21 protein-coding genes are annotated in these 20,734 nt (G+C 65.3%); 12 read left to right on the forward strand and 9 right to left on the reverse strand.

Annotation, left to right across the window (positions count from 1 at the left end; translation table 11 throughout):
• Window positions 1–96 precede the first annotated feature (96 nt).
• Both AC1VNY_RS26415 and queF read left to right on the forward strand, forming a co-directional pair.
• Complete coding sequence (locus tag AC1VNY_RS26415) at window positions 97–1,080, forward strand: Vgb family protein (protein WP_028339706.1); 984 nt, start codon at window positions 97–99, stop codon at window positions 1,078–1,080.
• Window positions 1,081–1,149: 69 nt separating this feature from the next.
• Window positions 1,150–1,611, forward strand: a complete 462-nt coding sequence (queF, locus tag AC1VNY_RS26420; protein WP_155258392.1) for a preQ(1) synthase — start codon at window positions 1,150–1,152, stop codon at window positions 1,609–1,611.
• A 9-nt stretch (window positions 1,612–1,620) separates the two neighbouring features.
• Here queF and glsA read toward each other — a convergent pair whose 3' ends face one another.
• From glsA to kdsA, 3 genes are all read right to left on the reverse strand, one after another.
• On the reverse strand, window positions 1,621–3,471 hold the full coding sequence (gene glsA, locus AC1VNY_RS26425; RefSeq protein WP_482407444.1) for a glutaminase A: 1,851 nt from the start codon (window positions 3,469–3,471) through the stop codon (window positions 1,621–1,623).
• Window positions 3,472–3,637: 166 nt separating this feature from the next.
• On the reverse strand, window positions 3,638–4,831 hold the full coding sequence (locus AC1VNY_RS26430) for an MFS transporter (RefSeq protein WP_482407401.1): 1,194 nt from the start codon (window positions 4,829–4,831) through the stop codon (window positions 3,638–3,640).
• A 15-nt stretch (window positions 4,832–4,846) separates the two neighbouring features.
• Complete coding sequence (gene kdsA, locus AC1VNY_RS26435) at window positions 4,847–5,701, reverse strand: 3-deoxy-8-phosphooctulonate synthase (RefSeq protein WP_482407402.1); 855 nt, start codon at window positions 5,699–5,701, stop codon at window positions 4,847–4,849.
• A 165-nt stretch (window positions 5,702–5,866) separates the two neighbouring features.
• Here kdsA and AC1VNY_RS26440 point away from each other — a divergent pair, with 165 nt between their 5' ends.
• Window positions 5,867–6,202: a PAAR domain-containing protein gene (locus AC1VNY_RS26440; RefSeq protein ID WP_482407403.1), complete on the forward strand. Its 336-nt coding sequence runs from the start codon at window positions 5,867–5,869 to the stop codon at window positions 6,200–6,202.
• 58 nt (window positions 6,203–6,260) lie between these two features.
• Here the strand turns inward: AC1VNY_RS26440 and AC1VNY_RS26445 are convergent, their stop codons facing one another.
• Complete coding sequence (locus tag AC1VNY_RS26445; RefSeq protein WP_018271819.1) at window positions 6,261–6,587, reverse strand: NIPSNAP family protein; 327 nt, start codon at window positions 6,585–6,587, stop codon at window positions 6,261–6,263.
• Window positions 6,588–6,756: 169 nt separating this feature from the next.
• Here AC1VNY_RS26445 and AC1VNY_RS26450 point away from each other — a divergent pair, with 169 nt between their 5' ends.
• The 3 genes from AC1VNY_RS26450 (at window position 6,757) to AC1VNY_RS26460 (ending at window position 9,687) form a co-directional block, all read left to right on the forward strand.
• Complete coding sequence (locus tag AC1VNY_RS26450; protein ID WP_482407404.1) at window positions 6,757–7,431, forward strand: response regulator; 675 nt, start codon at window positions 6,757–6,759, stop codon at window positions 7,429–7,431.
• On the forward strand, window positions 7,428–8,807 hold the full coding sequence (locus AC1VNY_RS26455) for a sensor histidine kinase (RefSeq protein ID WP_482407405.1): 1,380 nt from the start codon (window positions 7,428–7,430) through the stop codon (window positions 8,805–8,807). Before AC1VNY_RS26450 ends, AC1VNY_RS26455 begins: the two co-directional genes overlap by 4 nt.
• A gap of 217 nt (window positions 8,808–9,024) precedes the next feature.
• Window positions 9,025–9,687 (forward strand): class I SAM-dependent methyltransferase, encoded by a 663-nt coding sequence (locus AC1VNY_RS26460; RefSeq protein WP_482407406.1) that lies wholly within the window; start codon window positions 9,025–9,027, stop codon window positions 9,685–9,687.
• 23 nt (window positions 9,688–9,710) lie between these two features.
• Here AC1VNY_RS26460 and AC1VNY_RS26465 read toward each other — a convergent pair whose 3' ends face one another.
• Window positions 9,711–11,342: a CTP synthase gene (locus tag AC1VNY_RS26465; RefSeq protein WP_028334049.1), complete on the reverse strand. Its 1,632-nt coding sequence runs from the start codon at window positions 11,340–11,342 to the stop codon at window positions 9,711–9,713.
• Window positions 11,343–11,509: 167 nt separating this feature from the next.
• Window positions 11,510–11,899 carry a preprotein translocase subunit SecG gene (gene secG / locus AC1VNY_RS26470; RefSeq protein ID WP_411782622.1) on the reverse strand — a complete coding sequence of 130 codons (390 nt, stop codon included), beginning with the start codon at window positions 11,897–11,899 and terminating at the stop codon, window positions 11,510–11,512.
• Between the two features lie 205 nt (window positions 11,900–12,104).
• Here secG and AC1VNY_RS26475 point away from each other — a divergent pair, with 205 nt between their 5' ends.
• Window positions 12,105–12,671 (forward strand): helix-turn-helix domain-containing protein, encoded by a 567-nt coding sequence (locus AC1VNY_RS26475; RefSeq protein WP_482407407.1) that lies wholly within the window; start codon window positions 12,105–12,107, stop codon window positions 12,669–12,671.
• 3 nt (window positions 12,672–12,674) lie between these two features.
• Window positions 12,675–13,208, forward strand: coding sequence for a GNAT family N-acetyltransferase (locus AC1VNY_RS26480; protein WP_482407408.1), 534 nt, complete (start codon window positions 12,675–12,677; stop codon window positions 13,206–13,208).
• 224 nt (window positions 13,209–13,432) lie between these two features.
• On the opposite strand, the gene tpiA is transcribed toward AC1VNY_RS26480, so the two are convergent.
• Window positions 13,433–14,185 carry a triose-phosphate isomerase gene (tpiA, locus tag AC1VNY_RS26485; protein ID WP_482407409.1) on the reverse strand — a complete coding sequence of 251 codons (753 nt, stop codon included), beginning with the start codon at window positions 14,183–14,185 and terminating at the stop codon, window positions 13,433–13,435.
• A 241-nt stretch (window positions 14,186–14,426) separates the two neighbouring features.
• On the opposite strand from tpiA, the gene AC1VNY_RS26490 reads away from it, so the two are divergent.
• From AC1VNY_RS26490 to moaC, 4 genes are all read left to right on the forward strand, one after another.
• Entirely contained in the window at window positions 14,427–16,328 is a 1,902-nt protein-coding gene (locus AC1VNY_RS26490) for a peptidylprolyl isomerase (RefSeq protein ID WP_482407410.1), read from the forward strand.
• A gap of 70 nt (window positions 16,329–16,398) precedes the next feature.
• Entirely contained in the window at window positions 16,399–17,412 is a 1,014-nt protein-coding gene (gene trpD / locus AC1VNY_RS26495; RefSeq protein WP_482407411.1) for an anthranilate phosphoribosyltransferase, read from the forward strand.
• 65 nt (window positions 17,413–17,477) lie between these two features.
• Entirely contained in the window at window positions 17,478–18,299 is an 822-nt protein-coding gene (gene trpC / locus AC1VNY_RS26500) for an indole-3-glycerol phosphate synthase TrpC (RefSeq protein WP_482407412.1), read from the forward strand.
• Window positions 18,300–18,303: 4 nt separating this feature from the next.
• The gene (gene moaC, locus AC1VNY_RS26505) at window positions 18,304–18,831 is read left to right on the forward strand and encodes a cyclic pyranopterin monophosphate synthase MoaC (RefSeq protein ID WP_482407413.1); all 528 of its coding nucleotides are present in this window, start codon (window positions 18,304–18,306) and stop codon (window positions 18,829–18,831) included.
• Window positions 18,832–19,122: 291 nt separating this feature from the next.
• On the opposite strand, the gene AC1VNY_RS26510 is transcribed toward moaC, so the two are convergent.
• Together AC1VNY_RS26510 and AC1VNY_RS26515 are read right to left on the reverse strand one after the other, a co-directional pair.
• Window positions 19,123–19,845 (reverse strand): hypothetical protein, encoded by a 723-nt coding sequence (locus tag AC1VNY_RS26510; protein ID WP_482407414.1) that lies wholly within the window; start codon window positions 19,843–19,845, stop codon window positions 19,123–19,125.
• Window positions 19,846–19,848: 3 nt separating this feature from the next.
• Entirely contained in the window at window positions 19,849–20,547 is a 699-nt protein-coding gene (locus tag AC1VNY_RS26515) for an AbiU2 domain-containing protein (RefSeq protein WP_482407415.1), read from the reverse strand.
• Between the last annotated feature and the right edge of the window lie 187 nt (window positions 20,548–20,734).

A 20,734-nucleotide genomic window follows, 5' to 3' on the forward strand; every position in this document is an offset into this window, starting at 1 on the left:
CGCCCGGCCCGTCTGACGGTGCAATGTGGTGGGTTTATGCTGTCAGGGATTACCTTCGCGTGCTGGCCCATTGTTTCACGAAGCCGGGATAACGCAATGAACCGTCGCCAGTTTCTCGCCTCCACCACTGCCGCGATTTTGACCACGAGAGCGCAGGCGCAGGATGCCCAGACGCCGTTCCGGGTGAAATATTTCAACGTCGACGCCGGGACCGGCCTGCACGATGTCACTCCGGCGCCCGATGGCACCGTCTGGTTCACGGGCCAGCGCAGCGGTGCGCTGGGCCGGCTCAATCCGCGCGACAGTGCGTTCAAGCTGGTCAGCCTCGGCAAGGGTGCGGCCCCGCACGGCGTCACGATCGGCCCCGACGGCGCGCCGTGGGTAACCGAGGGCGGGCAGAATGCGATCGCCCGCGTCGACCCCGGCGACCACAAGGTGACGCTGTTCCGCCTGCCTGAGAAAGCCGCTGACGCCAATCTCAATACCGGCGTGTTCGACAAGCGCGGCGTCTACTGGTTCACCGGCCAGTCCGGTTTCTACGGCCGGCTCGATCCGAAATCCGGTGAGATGAAGGTGTTCGAGGCACCGCGCGGCGTCGGCCCCTACGGCATCACCGTGACCCCAAACGGCGACATCTGGTACGCCTCGCTTGCCGGCAGCTATATCGCACGGATTGACCTTGCGACCGGCAACGCCAGCGTGGTCCAGCCGCCGACGCCGAAACAGGGCGCGCGACGGGTGTGGTCGGATTCGCGGGGGCGGATCTGGGTCAGCGAGTGGAACAGCGGCAACGTGTCAGTGCACGATCCCGCCGACGGGACGTGGAGGGCCTGGAAGCTGCCCGGCAGCAATCCACGGACCTATGCCGTCTATGTCGACGACAAGGACAAGGTCTGGCTCACCGATTTCTCGGCCAACGCGATCATGCGCTTCGATCCGGTGGGCGCGACCTTCAACGCCTTTCCGAGCGACCGCGCCGGCGCGAATGTCCGGCAACTCGATGGCCGGCCCGGCGAGGTCTGGGGCTGTGAATCCGGCCAAGACCGCTTGGTCCTGATCCAGACTGCCGCGCCCGCGTAGCACCCTGCCCCCGCACGCGGACGGTTGACGAACCGCCCGCTTCCGTTCATTTCGGCCGCTCCCAAAAGGATGAGGCCCATGGCGAAGAAAACCCTGCAACTCGGCCGTGCCGTCGCGTGGCCGGATAGCCCGGACAAGGCGGTGCTCGACCGCGTCCCCAATCCGCAGGCCGGCACGGATTATCTGGTGCGCTTCGCTATCCCGGAATTCACCTCGGTCTGCCCGATCACCGGCCAGCCGGACTTCGCCCATCTGGTGCTCGACTATGTGCCGGGCCGGTGGCTCCTGGAATCTAAGTCGCTGAAACTCTATGCGGCGAGCTTCCGCAATCACGGCGCCTTCCACGAGGATTGCACCGTCATGATCGGGAAGCGCATCGTCGGGGAAATCAAACCGAAATGGCTGCGGATCGGCGGTTACTGGTATCCGCGCGGCGGCATCCCGATCGACGTGTTCTTCCAGACCGGCCGGCTGCCGAAGGGCGTCTGGGTTCCCGATCAGGGCGTCGCGCCCTATCGAGGCCGGGGCTGATCCGGCGTCTCAATAGGCGCTCAGCAGATCGACCTTGGCATTGGCGAGGATCAGGCGGCGCGCCAGCAGTGCGGAAAGATTGCGCATGACCTTCATCGAAATCTGCGGGTGGAGCTGACGATAGTCGGCAAAGCTGTCGATCGGTAGCTCGAGGCATTTGACCGGCGTGTCCGCCCAGACGTCGGCGCTGCGGTGGCTCTCGATGATCGCCATCTCGCCGAACTCCATCCCCGGCCCGAGCGAGGCAAGCCGCACGCCGCTCGGCAGCTTCACGCTCACCATCCCGCTTTGCAGGAAGAACAACGAATTGGCCGGCTCGCCGGCCACGACGATGCGCTGGCCGGCGTCGTAGCGGCGCGGCGTCGAGAGTTCGGCGAGCGCAGCGATCTCCTCGGGCGCGAGATCGGCCAACAGCGCCTGCTCGCCGAGATGGGCGGTCTCCTTGGTCTCGGTGAAGCCTCCATAGCGGTAGATCAGTTGATCCTCGGCCCATTCAACGGCGTCGTCGAGCAGCGGAAAATGCCGCAACCGCTTCGGCTCTTCGATCTGCGCGCGGATCGTGGCCCAGACCGGCGACGTCGTCTCGACACCGCAGATGATCGTGGTGACACCGGAATTTCCGAGCGTGGCGATTTTCTCAGCCAGCAGCTGGGCGCCGGCTGCCGTGATGTCGGGCACGCGGTGGAAATCAAGGATCAGCAGCGGCGCGCCGGGCGGCTCGCTGGACAGCCGGCGAGTGACGTAGTCGATCGACGCGAAGTTGAGCGCCCCCACCAGCTCGATGACGCGGGTGTCGCTGTGGCGGTCATCGAGGATCTGCTGTTCGTGCGGCTGGCGGCTGCGGCGGGAGGTGATGCCGAAGATGTCGTAGTCGGCGATGATGCAGGTGCGGACGTCGCCGCTGCGGTTGAGCATATGCAGATCAAATCGTGCCGACAGCGCCTCGCAAACCTTCAGGCCTCGCACGCTGTTGAAGTGCCCATCGAGCAGCGGCGAAAAGGTGCCGAGCCCCAATTGCGACGGGAGCGCTGCGACGATGCCGCCGCCGACCCCACTCTTGGCGGGCATTCCGACGCGATAGATCCACTCGCCGGCATAGTCGTACATGCCCGAGCTCGTCATCACCGACAGCGTGCGCGCGACGACGTGCGGCGTCACCACCTGGACGCCGGTGACCGGATTGACGCCGCGATTGGCGAGCGTTGCGGCCATCACCGCGAGGTCGCGCGCGGTGACGAGAATGGCGCATTGCCGGAAATAGATGTCGAGCACGGCATCGACGTCGTCCTGCAGCACGAGGTAATTGCGCAGCAGCCAGGCGATCGCGCGATTGCGGTTGCCGGTCGCCGTCTCCGACGCATGGACCGCGTCGTCGACGTCGAGTTCGCGGCCGGCAAACTGGCCGAGCTTGTCCCGGATGCGCTCGAATGCGGCGCGGCCATCGACCTCGTGGATCAGCCCGGAGCAGGCAATCGCGCCGGCGTTGACCATCGGATTGAACGGCTTGTTGTCGTTGGTCAGCCGGATCGAGTTGAATGCCTCACCGCTCGGCTCGACGCCGATCGCCGACGCGACGCGCGCTTCGCCGACGAGATCGAGGGCCAGCGCAAACACGAACGCCTTCGAAACGGACTGGATGGTGAAAGGAGCGGCGCTGTCGCCGACTTCGTAGACATGGCCATCGATGGTGACGAGGCTGATGCCGAAATGCGCCGGGTTGGCCCGTTTCAGCTCCGGAATGTAGTCGGCGAGCGCGCCGGAATTGTCCGATTTGAATTCTTGATGGCAGGAGGCCAGAAATCGTTGAAGTGGAGGCTCGGTGCCATATCCCGTTGTCCTGACGTCCGCATTCCCTCGAATAGGCCAGCCGGTCTGGACGTCCACGCTCTCACCTCAAATGGCGAGAAATAAGCAATCCTCATGCCATGCGCGGTCGTCCGAACGCTGCTGCGACATGCGTCACCCTGACGCTGCACCCCGCTTCCCTGCATGTTGTGTCTGCCACGGCCGGTGGGCCCGTGGGCGCCTAGGTTGTCTGCGCATCGGCGGGCCTGGTCTGCCGCAGAAATCTCGCGCAGATAAAGCCGAGCACCACCATCACGGCGGCGGCCGACACCAGCGTCGCGGTCTTGCCGACGTGTTGCAGGCCGAAGCCGTAGGCGATCGGGCCGACGGTCTGGCCCATGAAAAAGAAGAACGAGTGCAGCGACAGCGCGGTGGCGCGCGCCTCGACCGACAGCTCGCTGGCGAACACCTGCAGGCAGCCGTGGATCATGTAGAAGCCGAGGCCCATCACAAGCAAGCTCGCCATCTGCAGCTTCCAGTGCGGTCCGAAGGCGACGCCGACCAGTTGGATAGCGACCAGCGTCGCGCCGACGACCATCATGCCCCTCACCCCGATCCACGGCAGCAGGCGCGACACCGTCAGCGTGTAGAGCAATCCGCCGATCGCAAAGCCCGCGATCACGATGCCGGCGATCGACAGCGAGGTCTCGCCGAGCTCGAACAGGAACGAGGCGATGAAGGGAAACAGCCCGAGCACGCAGCATCCTTCGATGAAGACCGCCGAATAGCAGATCCGCGCGTTCGGGTTGGTGAAGATGGTGCGATAGCCGTGGCGCAGCGCCTTCAGGCTGGTGCGCGGCGGACGGTTCAGCGCGGCGCCGCGGAAACCGGCCGCAACCGCCAGCGCGACGACGATCACGAGGCCGCCGAGCACCGCGAGCACGCCGCGCCAGCCGAGGAAGTCGCCGATCAGGCCGGATGCCGTCGCACCAAGCAGATTGCCGGTCATCGACCCCGCGAGGGTTCGCCCGATCGCGAGCTGCCGCTTGTCCGGGCCGACCAGATCGCTGGTCAGCGACAGCGCCACCGGAAACACGCCGCCCGAGCCGATGCCGGCGAGGATGCGGGTCACGAACAGCATCGGAAACGAGGTCGACAGCGCGCCGAGGATGTTGGCGACGCCGAGCAGTCCGAGGCAGATCGTCATCAGCCGCGCCTTGCCGAACAGGTCGGCGGCGGCGCCGATTGCCGGCTGCACCGCGGCAAAGGTGAAGGCGAACACTGCGGCAAAGCTCGCCGCGGTCGCGATGCTGACGCCGAAATCCTCGGCGACATGCGGCAGCACCGGATCGAGCGCGCGCACCGACAGGCTCGCCGCGAAGGTCGCCAGCGTGATGACGTTGAGGGCCGGCGGCATGCCGCTCGTTGCGGTCATGTCGTTGTCCGCCGGTCAGGCCGTCTTGGCGAGCGCGTCGAACTGCATCAGCTGCTTGACGAGGGATTCGAAGTCACGGAGCGGCACCATGTTGGGGCCATCGGACGGCGCATGGTCCGGATCTGGATGGGTCTCGATGAACACGCCGGCAACGCCGACCGCGACCGCGGCCCGCGCCAGCACCGGCACGAATTCACGCTCGCCGCCCGACGACGTACCCTTGCCGCCAGGCTGCTGCACCGAATGGGTGGCGTCGAAGATGACAGGCGCGCCGGTGGTGCGCGAAAGAATCGGCAGCGCGCGCATGTCCGAGACCAGCGTGTTGTAGCCGAACGACGCACCGCGCTCGGTGACCAGCACATTGGCGTTGCCGGCGCCGGTGATCTTGCTGACCACATTGGCCATGTCCCACGGCGCCAGGAACTGGCCCTTCTTGACATTGACGACCTTGCCGGTCGCGGCCGCGGCCAGCAGGAGATCGGTCTGCCGGCACAGGAAGGCCGGGATCTGCAGCACGTCGACCGCCTGTGCCACATCGGCGCACTGGGTCGCCTCATGCACGTCGGTGAGCACGGGCAGCCCGAGCGAAGACCGGATCTCGGCGAAGATCGGCAGCGCCTGCGCCAAGCCGATGCCGCGCGCCGCCGTCGCGCTGGTGCGGTTCGCCTTGTCGAACGAGGTCTTGTACACCAGACCGATCTTGAGCCGCGCTGCGATCTCCTTCAGCGCGGACGCTACTTCAAGCGCATGCGCGCGGCTCTCGAGCTGGCAGGGACCGGCGATGATCGAAATCGGCAGGGCATTGCCGAATTTGGCCGATCCGACGGCAACGATCGGCGCGGCGGCTGGCGCGGAAACCTGATTGGTCAAAATGCTGCATCCTTTTGCCGGCGACCATGCAGTCCCGGGCGGGACGGATCAAGCCATCCCGCACGATGAGGGGGTTGCGCTGACGCCGTGGGTGCGCCGTGCTAACACAATCCCGCCCAAACAGCGCCTATAAACTGGCGCGGAACAGATTCCCATGAGGAAGACATGCGCATCCCGCTGATGATCAGAGCCGTCGCCGCCCTGTCGGCGATGTCGGGCTTCGCCTATGGCCAGTCCAGCAGCCAGCCCGGGGTCGTCACCAGCGGCGCCACCGGCGTCACCGTCAATGGCAAGCCGGCGGCGCGCAGCGGCGACACCACCAGCAATGGCGGCGCGCTCGTCGAGGGCGTGCCCAATGTCCTTATCAACGGCAAGCCGGCGGTGGTCATGGGCGATCGCACGCATTGCGGCGGCAAGACGACCTCCGGCAGCCACGGCGTCTTCATCAACGGCAAGCCGATGGTGACCCAGGGCGATCAGACGTCCGGCTGCCCGCAATAGCCGCGCCGGTTATAGGGCGCGACGAAGTCTCGTCATCGCGCCCCCTGCGGCCACCGCGTCACTTGACCGACGAAAACGCCGTCGGCACCAGAAGCTGGTTGACGATGTTGAGAACGATTTGGCCGTCCTCCTCGGTCTTGGCACGCGCGGTGATCCACTCCGGATCGGTCTGGAATGCGGTCCACTTCTTCTCGCGCTCGGCGAGCGATTCCCAGGCCAGCAGATAGGTCAGCTCCTGGTTGGATTCCCCGACCAGCGTCGTGAAGAAGCCGGCCTGCCTGATGCCGTGCTTGTCCCAGAGCTTCAGCGTGATGGTCTCGAAGCGCTTGAGCAGCGCCGGCAGCCGTCCCGGCAGGCAGCGATAGACGCGGGTCTCGTAGATCATTGGCAGTCCTCCCAGATTTGTGTGCGGGCGGTTATAGCCAGCGCCTTCCGGGCTGTCTTGAGGGGGTGACAACATGGCACCCCTGCTCGCGACAGGCGGCCATTTCCGCAATGTTGTTGCAATGTTACTTGCCTTAAAACCTGCCTTCAGGAGCTGGACCCACAAGGACATGCGGATACTGCTGGTTGAGGACGAGGCCGAAATGGCGGCGGCGCTGTCGCAGGCGCTGAAGAGCTACGACATGGTGGTCGACCATGTGCCGAACCTTGCCGAGGCCGAGGAAGCGATCTCCGCCGACGTGCATGGCGCGGTCCTGCTCGACCGCCAGCTTCCGGACGGCGACGGTCTCACCCTGATCCCGAAGCTGCGCGCCAAGGCCGACGGCGTTCCGATCATCGTGCTGACCGCGCGCGGCGATCTCACCGACCGCATCACCGGCCTCGACAGTGGCGCCGACGACTATCTGGCCAAGCCGTTCGCCGTCGAGGAGCTGCTGGCGCGGCTGCGCGCCGTGCTGCGCCGCCCCGCCGGACTGCAGCTCGAGATCATCAGGGCCGGCCGCGTGGCGTTCGATTGCAGCCATCGCGAGGCCAGCGTCGACGGCCATCCGCTCGAGCTGCCGCGGCGCGAGCTGCTGGTGCTGGAGACGCTGCTGCGCCGCATGGGCCGCACCGTGCTGCGCGCGACGCTGGAGGAAGCCGTCTATAATTTCGAGGACGAGATCCAGTCCAACGCGCTCGATGCCCACGTCTCGCGGCTGCGCCGCAAACTCGCGGACGCCAACGCCGGCGTCGAGATCCACAGCATCCGCGGCGTCGGCTATCTCTTGAAGCAAACGTCATGAGCGAACAGGCCGAGCACTATTGCCTGCGCTCGCAACTGAGCTGGCGGCTGGTGACGCTGCAGGCGCTGCTGCTTGCCATGCTGATCGTTTGCCTGATCAGCGCATTGTGTGCCACCGGCTTCCTGATCGTTCCGCGCGATGAGGATCATGTGATTTCCATCGTGCAGGGCGCGGTCGCACGCGATGGCAAGGGCGAGCTGATCTTGCGCCCGACCGCCGAACTGCAAAAGCTCCGTGACGACACGCCCGACCTCTGGTTCCTGGTGCGCGACCGGCAAGGCCGTTCGCTGACGGAAGGCGCGGTGCCGCCGGAATTCGCCAGGATCGGTGGCGCGCTCGACCAGATCAGCCAGGCGCGGCTCGGCTGGCAGATGTTCGAGGATGATCCGCGCAAGCCGCCGGCGCGGCTGAAGCGCGTCAATTCCGATGCCGGCCCCGTGCAGGTGCTCACCGCGACGCAAGGGCCGATGTCGAGCGTCAAGACCGCGCTCGCCACGACGCTGGCATTCCTCGCCATTGCCCTGCCCGGCCTTTTCCTGATGGCATGCGCCACCTTCATCGCGACGCCGATGGTGGTGAGGCGCGCCTTCGCCGGTCTCGATACCACCGCCGACGAGGCGCGCCGGATCGATTTCCGCCAGCGCGGCAGCCGGCTGTCGGCGGACCATCTGCCGCTCGAGGTGGCGCCGCTGGTGACCGCCATCAACGATGCGCTGAAGCGGCTCGACGACGGCTATTCCCGGCACCAGCGCTTCGTCGCCGACGCGGCACATGAATTGCGCACGCCGATCGCGATCCTCAACACGCGGCTGGAGTCGCTGCCGCCGGGCCCGGAGAAAACCCGCCTGCTCGAGGATTCGGCGCGCCTTGCGACATTGGCCGAGCAACTGCTCGACATCCAGCGCTTCGACCAGTGCCGCAATCCGTTCGTCCGCGTCGATCTCGTCGCGGTCGCACGCAATGTCGCGGCCGACCTTGCGCCGCTGGCGATCGCGGCCGGCTACGAGCTGTCGCTCGATACTTCGGTCGATCGCGTGGAAACATCCGGCGATCGCGCGGCGCTGGAGCGCGCGCTGACCAATCTGGTGCAGAACGCCATCCAGCATGGCGGCCGCCGCGGCACCATCACCATCCATGTCGGCAGCGCCGCGACGATCGACGTATCGGATGAAGGCGACGGCATTCCCCAGGGCGAGCGCACGCGGATCTTCGACCCGTTCTATCGGCTCGCGCCGCTCGACCGCGGCGCCGGCCTCGGCCTCAACATGGTACGCGAGATCGCAAGGTTGCACGGCGGTCACGTCTCCGTGCTCGACGGTCCGAAGGGCGGCGCGTGCTTCCGCCTTACATTACCGCCGGCGCCATTCGCGTCGTGATGCCGAAACGTTTTCGAGCGAAGCCTGTCCCGCACTCGATGCGGGATGGGCACCGGTTCGCGTGAAGCAAACGCGTCAAAACTAGAATCGAGAGCCCCGTTCCGATTCAATCGGAACGGGGCTCTCGCGCAATGTTGTCGCAATGCAGCTCGCGCAAACAAGACGTCACGCTTCGCATCTTGAGTCGAAGCGCCGCGACACTTTGCTGGGAATCCCAATGTCACATGATCTGCTGTCTTTCTTCACGGCGTGGATGGCGGCCCCCGGCCGCGTCGGCGCCATTGCGCCGTCGGGCACCGCACTCGCCGAACTCATCACGCGCGACATCAGCGCCGGCACCGGCCCGGTGCTCGAGCTCGGTCCGGGCACCGGCGCGTTCACCTATCAGCTGTTGAAGCGCGGCGTGCGCCAGCAGGATCTTACGCTGATCGAGTACGGCTCGGATTTCATGCGGCTGCTGCAGCTGCGCTTTCCCGGCTCGCGCGTGCTGTGGATGGACGCGGCGCGCCTCGCCTCGGAGCAGCTCTACGATGGCGCGCCGGTCGGCGCCGTCGTCAGCGGACTGCCGCTGCTCAACATGTCGCCGCGCAAGGTCATCTCGATCGTCGGCGGCGCGTTCAGCTATCTGCGTCCCGGCGGCGCGTTCTATCAATTCACCTACGGCATGCGCTGCCCGGTGCCGCGGCCGATCCTCGACCGGCTCGGCCTGCGCGCCACGCTGGTCGACCGCGCCATCCTCAACGTGCCGCCGGCCGCGGTCTACCGGCTGACGCGCCGTCCGCAATACAAGCTGATGACGCGCGACGTCGCAGCGGCGGCCGGCGCTGATATTTCACCAATCAAGAAAGGACGCCGGGCCAACGAGGACTGCGCCGTGTAACGGCGCAGCTGACGGCCGCTCGGTTAGACCAGCCGACTCTGCTTCGCCGCGGCCTCGATGAACGAGGCAAACAGCGGATGCGGCTCGAACGGCCGCGACTTCAGCTCGGGATGGAACTGGACACCGATGAACCAGGGATGGTCCTCGTACTCCACGATCTCCGGCAGCACGCCGTCGGGCGACATGCCGGAGAAGCGCAGGCCGTGCTGCTCGAGGCGGTCCTTGTAGGCGGTGTTGACCTCGTAGCGATGGCGGTGCCGCTCGGAGATCTCGGTCGCGCCGCCATAGACCTGCGAGACGCGGCTGCCGCGGTTGAGCGCCGCGGGATAGGCGCCGAGCCGCATCGTGCCGCCGAGATCGCCGCTCTGCGAGCGCTTCTCGAGCTCGTTGCCGCGCAGCCATTCCGTCATCAGGCCGACCAGCGGCTCCTTGGTCGGGCCGAACTCGGTCGAGTTGGCGTCCTCGATGCCGACCAGGTTGCGCGCCGCCTCGATCACCGCCATCTGCATGCCGAAGCAGATGCCGAAATACGGCACGTCACGCTCGCGCGCGAACTGCGCCGCGCGGATCTTGCCCTCGGCGCCGCGCTGGCCGAAGCCGCCGGGCACCAGGATGCCGTTGACGTGCTCGAGGAACGGCGCCGGGTCCTCGTTCTCGAACACCTCGCTCTCGATCCAATCGAGATTGACCTTCACCTTGTTGGCGATGCCGCCGTGCGACAGCGCCTCGATCAGCGATTTGTAGGCGTCCTTCATGCCGGTGTATTTGCCGACGATGGCGATCGTCACCGCACCTTCCGGATTGCGGACGCGCTCGTTGATGACGTTCCAGCTCTGCAGCGCCGGCGGAATCTTCGCGGTGATGCCGAACGCGGCCAGCACCTCGTCGTCGAGGCCGGCGGCGTGATAGGCCTCGGGCACGGCGTAGATGTTGTCGACGTCGCGCGCCTCGATCACGGCGCTCTCGCGCACGTTGCAGAAAAGGCCGAGCTTGCGCCGCTCTTCCTTCGGGATTTCGCGGTCGGTGCGGCATAGCAGGATGTCCGGCTGGATGCCGATCGAGCGCAGCTCCTTCACCGAATGCTGCGTCGGCTTTGTCTTGAGTTCGCCGGCACTTGGAATGTAGGGCAGAAGCGTCAGGTGAATGTAGACGGCATGATCGCGCGGCAGCTCGTTCTTGAGCTGGCGGATCGCCTCGAAGAACGGCAGGCCCTCGATGTCGCCGACGGTGCCGCCGATCTCGACCAGCACGAAATCGAACTCGTCGTTACCCGACAGCACGAATTCCTTGATCGCGTTGGTGACGTGCGGGACCACCTGGATGGTGGCGCCGAGATAGTCGCCGCGGCGCTCCTTGGTGATGATGTCCTGGTAGATTCGCCCGGTCGTGATGTTGTCGGCCTTGGTGGCCGGACGACCGGTGAAGCGCTCGTAATGGCCAAGATCGAGATCGGTCTCGGCGCCGTCGTCGGTCACAAACACTTCGCCGTGCTGATACGGCGACATCGTTCCGGGATCGAGGTTGAGATAGGGATCGAGCTTGCGAAGGCGGACTTTGTAGCCCCTGGCCTGCAGCAAGGCGCCGAGCGCCGCTGAAGCCAGACCCTTGCCGAGCGAGGAGACCACGCCGCCGGTGATGAATATGTACCGCGCCATGGGACTTTACCTTTAATCCGACTCCGGCGATTCGCAAAACGAATCGGCTGTTCCCGGCAAACAATTCGCCGGGCTGTGGGTGACATCAAACTGGAAGCGATTTCAGAGCATTGATGGGGGTTTCTGATGCAGGATGCCAGCGGTGCATCCTGCATGGCCACCCTGCTTTATTGCGACCGTGGCGCCTGCGGACCGCTCGGGGCCTGCTGCCCCTGCTGCTCGTCGGCTTTCTTCAGCGAATCGAGGATGCCGCCCGAGGTCGGCGCGTTCATCGGCGTGCCGCCGGCCGGCTGCGTCTGCGCCGGTGCGCCGGCGCCGATGATCGAGCTCGGCTTGCGGTCGTAGCCTGCGTACCAGGACAGGAACAGGCTGGTCAGGAAGAAGCCCACCGCGAGGATCGCCGTGGTGCGCGTCAGCAAATTGGCGGTGCCGCGGCTCGACATGAAGCCGGCGCCGCCACCCATGCCAAGGCCGCCGCCTTCGGATTTCTGCAACAGCACGGCGCCGATCATGACGGCGACAATCATGAGGTGGACAATGATAACGACAGTCTGCATCGCAAGCCTTCCGTCACAAGCCGCCAAGCAGCCAGACAAACGGCGCTATCGGCTTTACGGGTTTTCGTGAAGTCGCGCCCTGTTACACGATTGCACCGGGCATTGTCACCCCCGAGATAGTCGCACTGTCGATGATCACAAGCCGCGCCGATCACGGCCCGGCCAGGCCTTGCCCGGAACCGGCGATTTCTATTATAATATACATATGGATACTTTGGTAGACGATCTCGGCCAACGCCTCGCACAGCGGATCAGGCTCGAACGCGATGGCCGCGGCTGGTCGCTGGCCGATCTCGCCGAACGCGCCGGCGTCTCGAAGGCCACGATCAGCAAGATCGAGCGCGCCGAGGTCAGCCCCACCGCGGTCGTGCTGGTGCGCCTCGCCTCGGCTTTCGATCTCACTTTGGCCGGCCTGATGTTGCGCGCCGAAGGCCAGGGCGAACGGCTGTCGCGCGCCGCCGCGCAACCGGTCTGGCGCGATCCGGAAACCGGCTATCTGCGCCGCCAGGTGTTCAGCCGTCCCGACCATCCGGTCGAGCTGGTGCGGGTCGAACTGCCGCCGAAGCAGACCGTGACCCTGCCCGCCTCGTCCTACGCGCATATCCGCCAGCTGGTCTGGGTGTTGAGCGGCAGCCTCGTCATCACCGAAGGCGGCGCACGCCACGTGCTCGCCGCCGGCGATTGCCTTGGTTTTGGCCCGCCGGCCGAGACGACCTTCGCCAACGAGACCAACGCCTCCTGCACCTATGTGGTCACCCTGGCCCGGAGCTGATGCATGTCGCACTTTGCCATCAAGCCGCTCGAGGATGCGCCTGCGATTCGCGGCGCCCTTCGCGAGCTGTTGATCGAGACCGTCGCCGGCGGCGGCTCGGTGAGCTTCATGCATCCGCTGTCGCCGGATGACGCCGATGCATTCTGGCAGGACGCGCTCGGCGCCGCCGCGCGCGGCGAACGCATCGTGCTCGGCGCATTCACCGGCAATGAACTGATCGGCACCGTGACGCTTCTGCTCAAACTGCCGCCGAACCAGCCGCATCGGGCGGAAATTGCAAAGATGATGACACGCCTCGCCCATCGCCATCGCGGCGTGGCGACGGAGTTGATGCGCGCGGCCGAGCAGCTTGCGATCATGCACGGGCGCACACTGCTGGTGCTCGACACCGCCGAAGAGGATGGCGCCGCGCCACTCTATGAAAGACTGGGATTTCAGCTCACCGGCATCATCCCGGACTACGCGCTGAAGCCGCATGGCGGCCTCACCGGGACGATGATCTACTGGAAGCGGATCGGCGCGGCGGCAGCTGCCTAGCCCGCCGCTCGATAAAGGTGCGCACGGCCAACTGCCAATCCCGTCACCCCCGCGCAAAGGCGAAGCCTTTGTCGCTGGAGGAGCGCGTAGCGCGTCTCGAAGGGTGCACGGCCACCAGCCGCGGGCCGTCGACCCTTCGAGGCTCGCCCAGCGGCGCAATTGCGCCGCAAGGCTCGCACCTCAGGGTGACGGCAAGCGAGCCCAATTCGAGGCGCGGCCGCCGCCTAACACCCCGCAGCGATCGCCAAAAAGTCCGACGCCTTCAGGCTGGCGCCGCCGACCAGCGCGCCGTTGACATTGGCCACCGCCATCAGTTCGGCCGCGTTCGACGGCTTGACCGAGCCGCCATAGAGGATCCTGATCCTGTTTCCCTCGCCCTTGAAGCGATCGGTGAGCTGACCCCGGATAAACCTGTGAACTTCCTCGACATCCTTGGCCGTCGGGGTCAGGCCGGTGCCGATCGCCCAGACCGGCTCATAGGCCACGACCAGGTTGGCCGCGGTCGAGCCGTCGGGCAGCGAGCCCGCAAGCTGGGTGCCGCAGACATCGAGCGTCTTGCCGGCGTCGCGCTGCTCGCGCGTCTCGCCGATGCAGACGATCGCGGTCAGAGCGGCGCGCCAGACGGCCTCCGCCTTCTGCCGAATCAAGGCATCGGTCTCGCCGTGGTCGGCGCGCCGCTCGGAATGGCCGACGATGATCGCGACCGCGCCGAGATCCTTGAACATCTCCGCCGAGAGATCGCCGGTGTGGGCACCCGATGCCTTGGGATGGCAATCCTGGGCGCCGACCGCGACCTTCGAGCCGCGCGCCTTGTCGGCAAAGGCCCCGACCAGCGTCGCCGGCGGACAGACCAGGAGATCGGCCTTTCCGGCGACATCGCCGGCGCCCGCCAGCATCGCGTCGAACTCGACAAAAGAGGATTTCAGGCCGTTCATTTTCCAGTTGCCGGCGATCAGCGGCCGGATGGCGTCGGTCATGTCGGATTTCCCATCGTTCAAGCGTGTCCCTGCGCTATCAGAGCCGGGCGGCGACTTCCAGAGCGCGGCTTCGCGCACACCGTGCGACGCTTCCACCCGCGCGGCCAAGGTTGCGGGGGCGCTTCGGCCACTTTATGATGGGTTTTCAATCCGGTGACGCCCTGCTGCGGGACAAAAGCCTCGACTTTCGGCTCCCCATTGGGCACGACCCGGTTCCCCTCCTGTAAAACAAGTTGGACCCATGCTTCGAGGAATGCGGAAAGCCTCATCAAACTGGCTCGGCAAGACGATTATGGCCGTGGTGATGGGCGTTTTGATCGTCAGTTTCGGAATTTGGGGCATTGCCGACATTTTCAAGGGGTTTGGCCAGTCGACCTTCGCCAAGGTGGGCGGGACCGAGATTTCGGCCGAGCAGTTCCGCCAGATCTATACCGACCGCCTGCAGCAGCTTGGCCGCCAGTTCGGCCGTCCGCTGACGCCGGACCAGGCGCGCGCCTTCGGCATTGACCGCCAGGTGCTGCAGCAGACGCTTGCGGAAGCCGCGCTGGACGAGGAAGCGCGCCGCATGGGTCTCAATGTGTCCGACGCCGAGGTGCTGCGCGCGATCTACAACGATCCGAACTTCAAGGGCCTCAACAACCAGTTCGACCCGCAGCGCTTCCAGGCCGTGATCCGCAACTATGGCTATACCGAAGGCCGCTACATCGCCGAGCAGCGCCGCGTTGGCCTCAGGCGCCAGATCGCCGGCACCATCTCGTCCGGGATCGAGCCGCCGAAATCGCTGGTCGAGGCGCTGACCCGGTTCCAGAACGAGCAGCGTTCGATCGACTACATCACGCTCGGCGCCGCCCAGGCCGGCACCATCGATCCGCCCTCGCCCGAGGCGCTCGCCGCTTATTTCGAGGACCACAAGGTCCAGTTCCGCGCGCCCGAATACCGCAAGATCTCCTTCGTCGCGATCACGCCCGAGGAGATCGGCAAGTGGGAAACGGTGTCGGACGAGGACGCCAGGAAGATCTTCGAGGAGCGCAAGGACCGGCTCAGCACGCCGGAGAAGCGCGAGGTCTCGCAGATCGTGTTTCCGGACGCCGGCGAGGCGCAGGCCGCGCGCGGGCGGATTGCGTCGGGCGCGTCGTTCGACGACATCGCCAAGGAGCGCAACCTCAATCTGGCCGACGTCAATCTCGGCCTGGTCGCAAAGTCGGCGATCCTCGATCCGGCCGTCGCCGATGCCGCCTTCTCCCTGCCCGCAGGCGAAGTCAGCCAGCCGGTGCAGGGCCGCTTCGGCGTCGCGCTGGTCAAGGTCGGCAAGGTCGAGCCCGGCGTGACCCCGAGCTATGAGAGCCTCGCCCAGCAGGTGAAGAACGAGATCGCCTCCGAGCGCGCCCGCACCAAAGTCGCCGAGCTGCGCGACAAGATGGAGGACGAGCGCGGCGGCGGCGCCAGCGTCGTCGAAGCCGCACAGAAGCTGAAGCTGACCCCCGTCACCATCGACGCGGTCGATCGCTCCGGGCGGCTGCCGAACGGCCAGGTCGCGACCAACATCCCGCGCGGTCTCGACGTGGTGTCGCAGGCCTTCAACAGCGACGTCGGCGTCGACAACGACCCGATCCAGTTCAACGGCGGCTATGTCTGGTACGACGTGCTCGGCATCACGCCGTCGCGCGAGCGCAGCCTCGACGAGGTTCGCGACCAGGTCGAGGCCAAGTGGCGCGAGGACCAGATCTCCACCAAGCTGCGCGCCAAGGCGACCGAGATCGTCCAGAAGCTCGACAGCGGCGCCAAGCTCGCCGACGAAGCCGCCGCTGTCGGCGTCAAGGTCGAAACCGCGGCGAATTTCAACCGCGAGGCCTCGCTGCCTGCCGTGCCGGCAGGCGTGATTGCGGCCGCATTCCGGGCCGCCAAGGATGGCGACGGACAGACCTCCGTCGCCGGCGGCAGCCAGTGGGTGGTCTTCCGCGTCACCAACGTGACGGTGCCACCGGTCGACTTCGCGTCGGATGCGGCCAAGCAGCTCACCGAGGCGCTGCGGCGGTCGCTCAGCGACGAGCAGGTCGCGCAATATGTCACGAAGATCGAGTCCGATATCGGCGTGACCATCAACCAGGCAGCCTTCGCACAGGTGACAGGCGCAAATAATTGAGCATGATCGGGACAGCGCGACGGCGCGCTGCGCGGCGATCAAGCTCCAACAACAGACCCTGAGCCAGCGAATGGACGACCTGAAATCGATCATCGGAAAAGTCGCCACCGGCGCCACGCTGACGCGTGAAGAGGCGGCGTCCGCCTTCGACAGCATGATGTCGGGCGAAGCCACGCCCTCGCAGATGGGCGGACTGCTAATGGCGCTGCGGGTGCGCGGCGAGACCGTCGAGGAGATCACCGGCGCCGTCACCGCGATGCGCGGCAAGATGCTGCCGGTCACGGCGCCGGCAGAGGCCGTCGATATCGTCGGCACCGGCGGCGACGGCTCCGGCTCGGTCAATGTCTCGACCTGCGCGGCCTTCATCGTGGCCGGCGCCGGCGTGCCCGTGGCGAAGCACGGCAACCGCGCATTGTCGTCGCGCTCGGGCGCCGCCGACGTGCTGGCCTCGCTCGGCGTCAAGCTCGATTTGACGCCCCAACAAGTCGGGCGCTGCGTCAAGGAAGCCGGCATCGGCTTCATGTTCGCGCCCGCGCATCATCCGGCGATGAAGAATGTCGGTCCGACCCGGGTCGAGCTCGCCACCCGCACCATCTTCAACCTGCTCGGGCCGCTGTCGAACCCGGCCGGCGTCAAGCGGCAGATGGTCGGCGTGTTCTCGCGGCAATGGGTGCAGCCGCTGGCGCAGGTGCTGAAGAACCTCGGCTCGGACAAGGTCTGGGTCGTGCATGGCTCCGATGGCCTCGACGAGATCACCCTCACCGGCCCGACCTTCGTTGCGACGCTGGAGAACGGCGAGATCAGGACATCAGAGGTGACGCCCGAGGACGCCGGCCTTGGCCGCGTCGGCGGCGAGGCGCTGAAGGGCGGTGACGCCGATGCCAATGCGATCGCGCTCTCCAGCGTGCTGCAGGGCAAGCCGAGCGCCTATCGCGACGTCGCCCTGCTCAATGCTGCCGCCGCGCTGATCGTGGCCGGCCGCGCCAAGGACCTCAAGGAAGGCGTCGCGATCGGCGTACAGTCGCTCGACAGCGGCGCCGCCGCTGCGCGGCTGAAGCATCTGGTCGCGGTTTCGAACGGTTGAGCATGATCCGAAAAAGTGGGAACCGGTTTTTCGAATCAGATCATGCGCAAGCAAGGCATTAAGCGATGTCCGACATCCTGACCAAGATCGAGGCCTACAAGCGCGAGGAGATCGCGGCCGCGAAGCGCGCCCATCCGCTCGCCGAGGTCGAGGCGCAGGCCAAATCGGCTTCGGCCCCGCGCGGCTTCGTCCGCGCCCTCAAGGACAAGCATGCGCGCGGCGACTACGCGCTGATCGCGGAAGTAAAGAAGGCCTCGCCCTCGAAGGGCTTGATCCGGGCCGATTTCGATCCGCCCGTGCTCGCGAAAGCCTATGAGGCCGGCGGCGCGGCCTGCCTGTCGGTGCTGACCGATGCGCCCTCGTTCCAGGGCCATCTCGACTTCATGGTTGCGGCCCGCGCCGCGACCAGCCTGCCGGTGCTGCGCAAGGATTTCATGTTCGATACCTATCAGGTGGCGGAAGCGCGCGCCCATGGCGCCGACTGCATCCTGATCATCATGGCCGCGCTTGACGACGCGGCGGCCGGTGAGATCGAGGACGCCGCGCTCGGCTATGGCATGGACGTGCTGATCGAGATCCACGACCGCGCCGAGCTTGACCGTGCCTTGAAGCTTCGCTCGCCGATGATCGGCGTCAACAACCGCAATCTGCGCACCTTCGAGACCACGCTCGCGACCAGCGAGGCGCTGGCGCCGCTGATCCCGCGCGACCGCCTGATGGTCGGCGAGAGCGGCATCTTCACGCCCGACGATCTCGCCCGGCTCGAACGGGTCGGGATGTCGACCTTCCTGGTCGGTGAAAGCCTGATGCGGCAGCAGGACGTCACCGCGGCGACCCGCGCCTTGCTGACGCGGCAGGCCGCCCCGCGCGCCACCGCAACGCGCTGACCCAATGGCGCGGAAGAGCAAGGGCAAGACCAAGGCCGAGCCGTCCGGCTCCGGCTCCGCCCTCACCCATATCGACGCCAAGGGCGAGGCGCGGATGGTCGACGTCTCGGCCAAGCCCGCGACCGAGCGGACCGCGGTCGCCGAAGGCCGCGTCGTGATGAGCAAGGCGACGCTGGCGCTGATCGAGACCGGCCAGGCCAAGAAGGGCGACGTGCTTGCGACGGCGCGCATCGCCGGCATCATGGCGGCGAAGCGGACCTCGGAATTGATCCCGCTCTGCCATCCGCTGGCGCTGACCAAGGTCACGATCGACATCACACCCGACCGCAAGCTGCCCGGCTGCATCGTCCGCGCCAGCGTCAAGGTGACGGGGCCGACCGGCGTCGAAATGGAGGCGCTGACCGCGGTCTCGGTCGCATGCCTGACGATCTACGACATGGTCAAGGCGGTCGATCGCGGCATCCGCATCGAGGGCATCCACCTCGTCGAGAAGATCGGCGGCAAGTCCGGGCACTATCGCGCCGGCGCGTGATCGCGACCGATGCTCAGCCTAACGATCAGGGCAAGCTTTGCTCAGCCCATACGCGCCATGAATCCACCGTAACGCATACGGCTTGCGGTCCCCTCAAAACACTCCCCAGCCCTTAGCGACAATAAGGGCCAACAATAATAGTAGCAGAGCCGCGAGCCCGAGAGGCCCTTCGGCCTCCGCTTCAAACAACCAAGGCCCTCGAATTTTTAGCCTGTCTCGCCTTCGCATTTTCGACATCCGTGGCAATCCTCTACCCGAAGTCAACAATGAACGACGGCACGCCGTTGCGCACTATCTTTTGCTTGCAACGCCTTTCCGCAATTCGGCAATTGGACGGAGCTGGCCATTGCTATCGCACAAGTTTGCCCACACGCTTGCTTCGCGCTCAAACTCTCCTGGTTTGAACCAGCGCTTCACCGTGCTTGGTGACACGCCGAACGCATCGCCAACGACCTTGAACGTTGGCCGGACCCCCTGTGCCTTAAGCTGACCGGCGATTATCGCCGCATATTGCTTCTGCTGGTGCACCTTCGATGCACGCTCATACTCAAAATTTGCTCCGCCAATTCTCTCGCGAATGAGCACAATGAGGTCTCGGGGTATGTGCAGGTTGTCGTTCCAGCTCATGCCATCTAGCGAAATGCTGATGAGCCAATCTATGAGCTTGTCGGGCAACGCGACACCGCGCCTAATCAGTTGCGTTTGGCCTCTACGAGACAAACGCTTAGCTTCAACCATCTTCTCCATAAGCAAAAGAGATAGTTGGCTTACCTTTTCAGCGTCTGCATCGAGAGCACCAAGAACCAAATCTATGTCTATGCCGAATTGCTCTACGATATCTTGGATATAAAACGCCTGATCCATGCCACCTGTAACTGCGACTTCAATCTCAGCGTTTGGATGTTTCCTGCGCAGAGCGATATAATTTTCAATCGACGGATCGTTCTTGTAGGCTTTGGTGACAGTGTTGAAGCCGCCGCTCTTGTTACTGCCAAACTGGCGCTGTGCTGGCATGGATCACACGTTATGAATGACTAGGTCGTCAGCCGTTTGCGTCCCAGCCATGAGCCGCTTGGCGCGCTCCTCCTTGGCTCGCGAGCCGATGCCAAGGATATACAGAAGCGATACAGCCCCGCCGAGTGGACCGCCGAAATCGAACGCCGTCTGCGAGTTAGTATAGTGCGCTGAAACGGCGTTTAGTACAGCGGCAATTGCGGACAGTGCCTTTTTCACGTCCGCGCGGCTGGCTTCAGCCAACGGGGCGGTTGCCTGCTCAAGGACCAACTTTAGGTCTCGGTGCGCGATGTGTCGATTGCGCCAGTCGCGGGCGAACTCGGTGAGTTTGACAGCATCATCGATAAACGTTGCCAAACGCACCTTCAGCGCAGCGTCGCTAATATACTCTGGGACCGCCTTGATAGTTAGATTAGTACGCCCCCCACCCTTCCCCGGGGACTCGGCCGGATCGGTCAATCTGGCCAGATGTAACAGGGTCGTTTCCCATAGCCGGTCTTGAACTAGCCTAAAGAAATGCGGAGCCGTCGCATTCATCTGATCAATCCGCTCGGGCTTGGTTCCGAAAAGCTCAACGTATTCGTGCCAATCGAAGTGGAGGACCGCCACGTCTTGCCAGAGAGCTGAATAGATCTCACCGAGCTCCTCGCCCATCTTTGCAACGTTTGTGCTCTTCGCTTCCTCGGCAGTTTGGTTAGCCATCGCGGGACCTTTTCAGCACCTTCCATTGACACAAGCGGAACATAATAAGAACATCATCCGACTACCACGGAACTCAATGTCTAAGGATGTACTCGCCCACCCACAATCGGACGTGGAGCGGCTGGAGACGGCTGCCGATCAGGCAATCGCAGCTCGTGGCCGGTTGGGAACTGAGGTGGAGAAGCAG

The organism is Bradyrhizobium ferriligni (assembly GCF_056837965.1).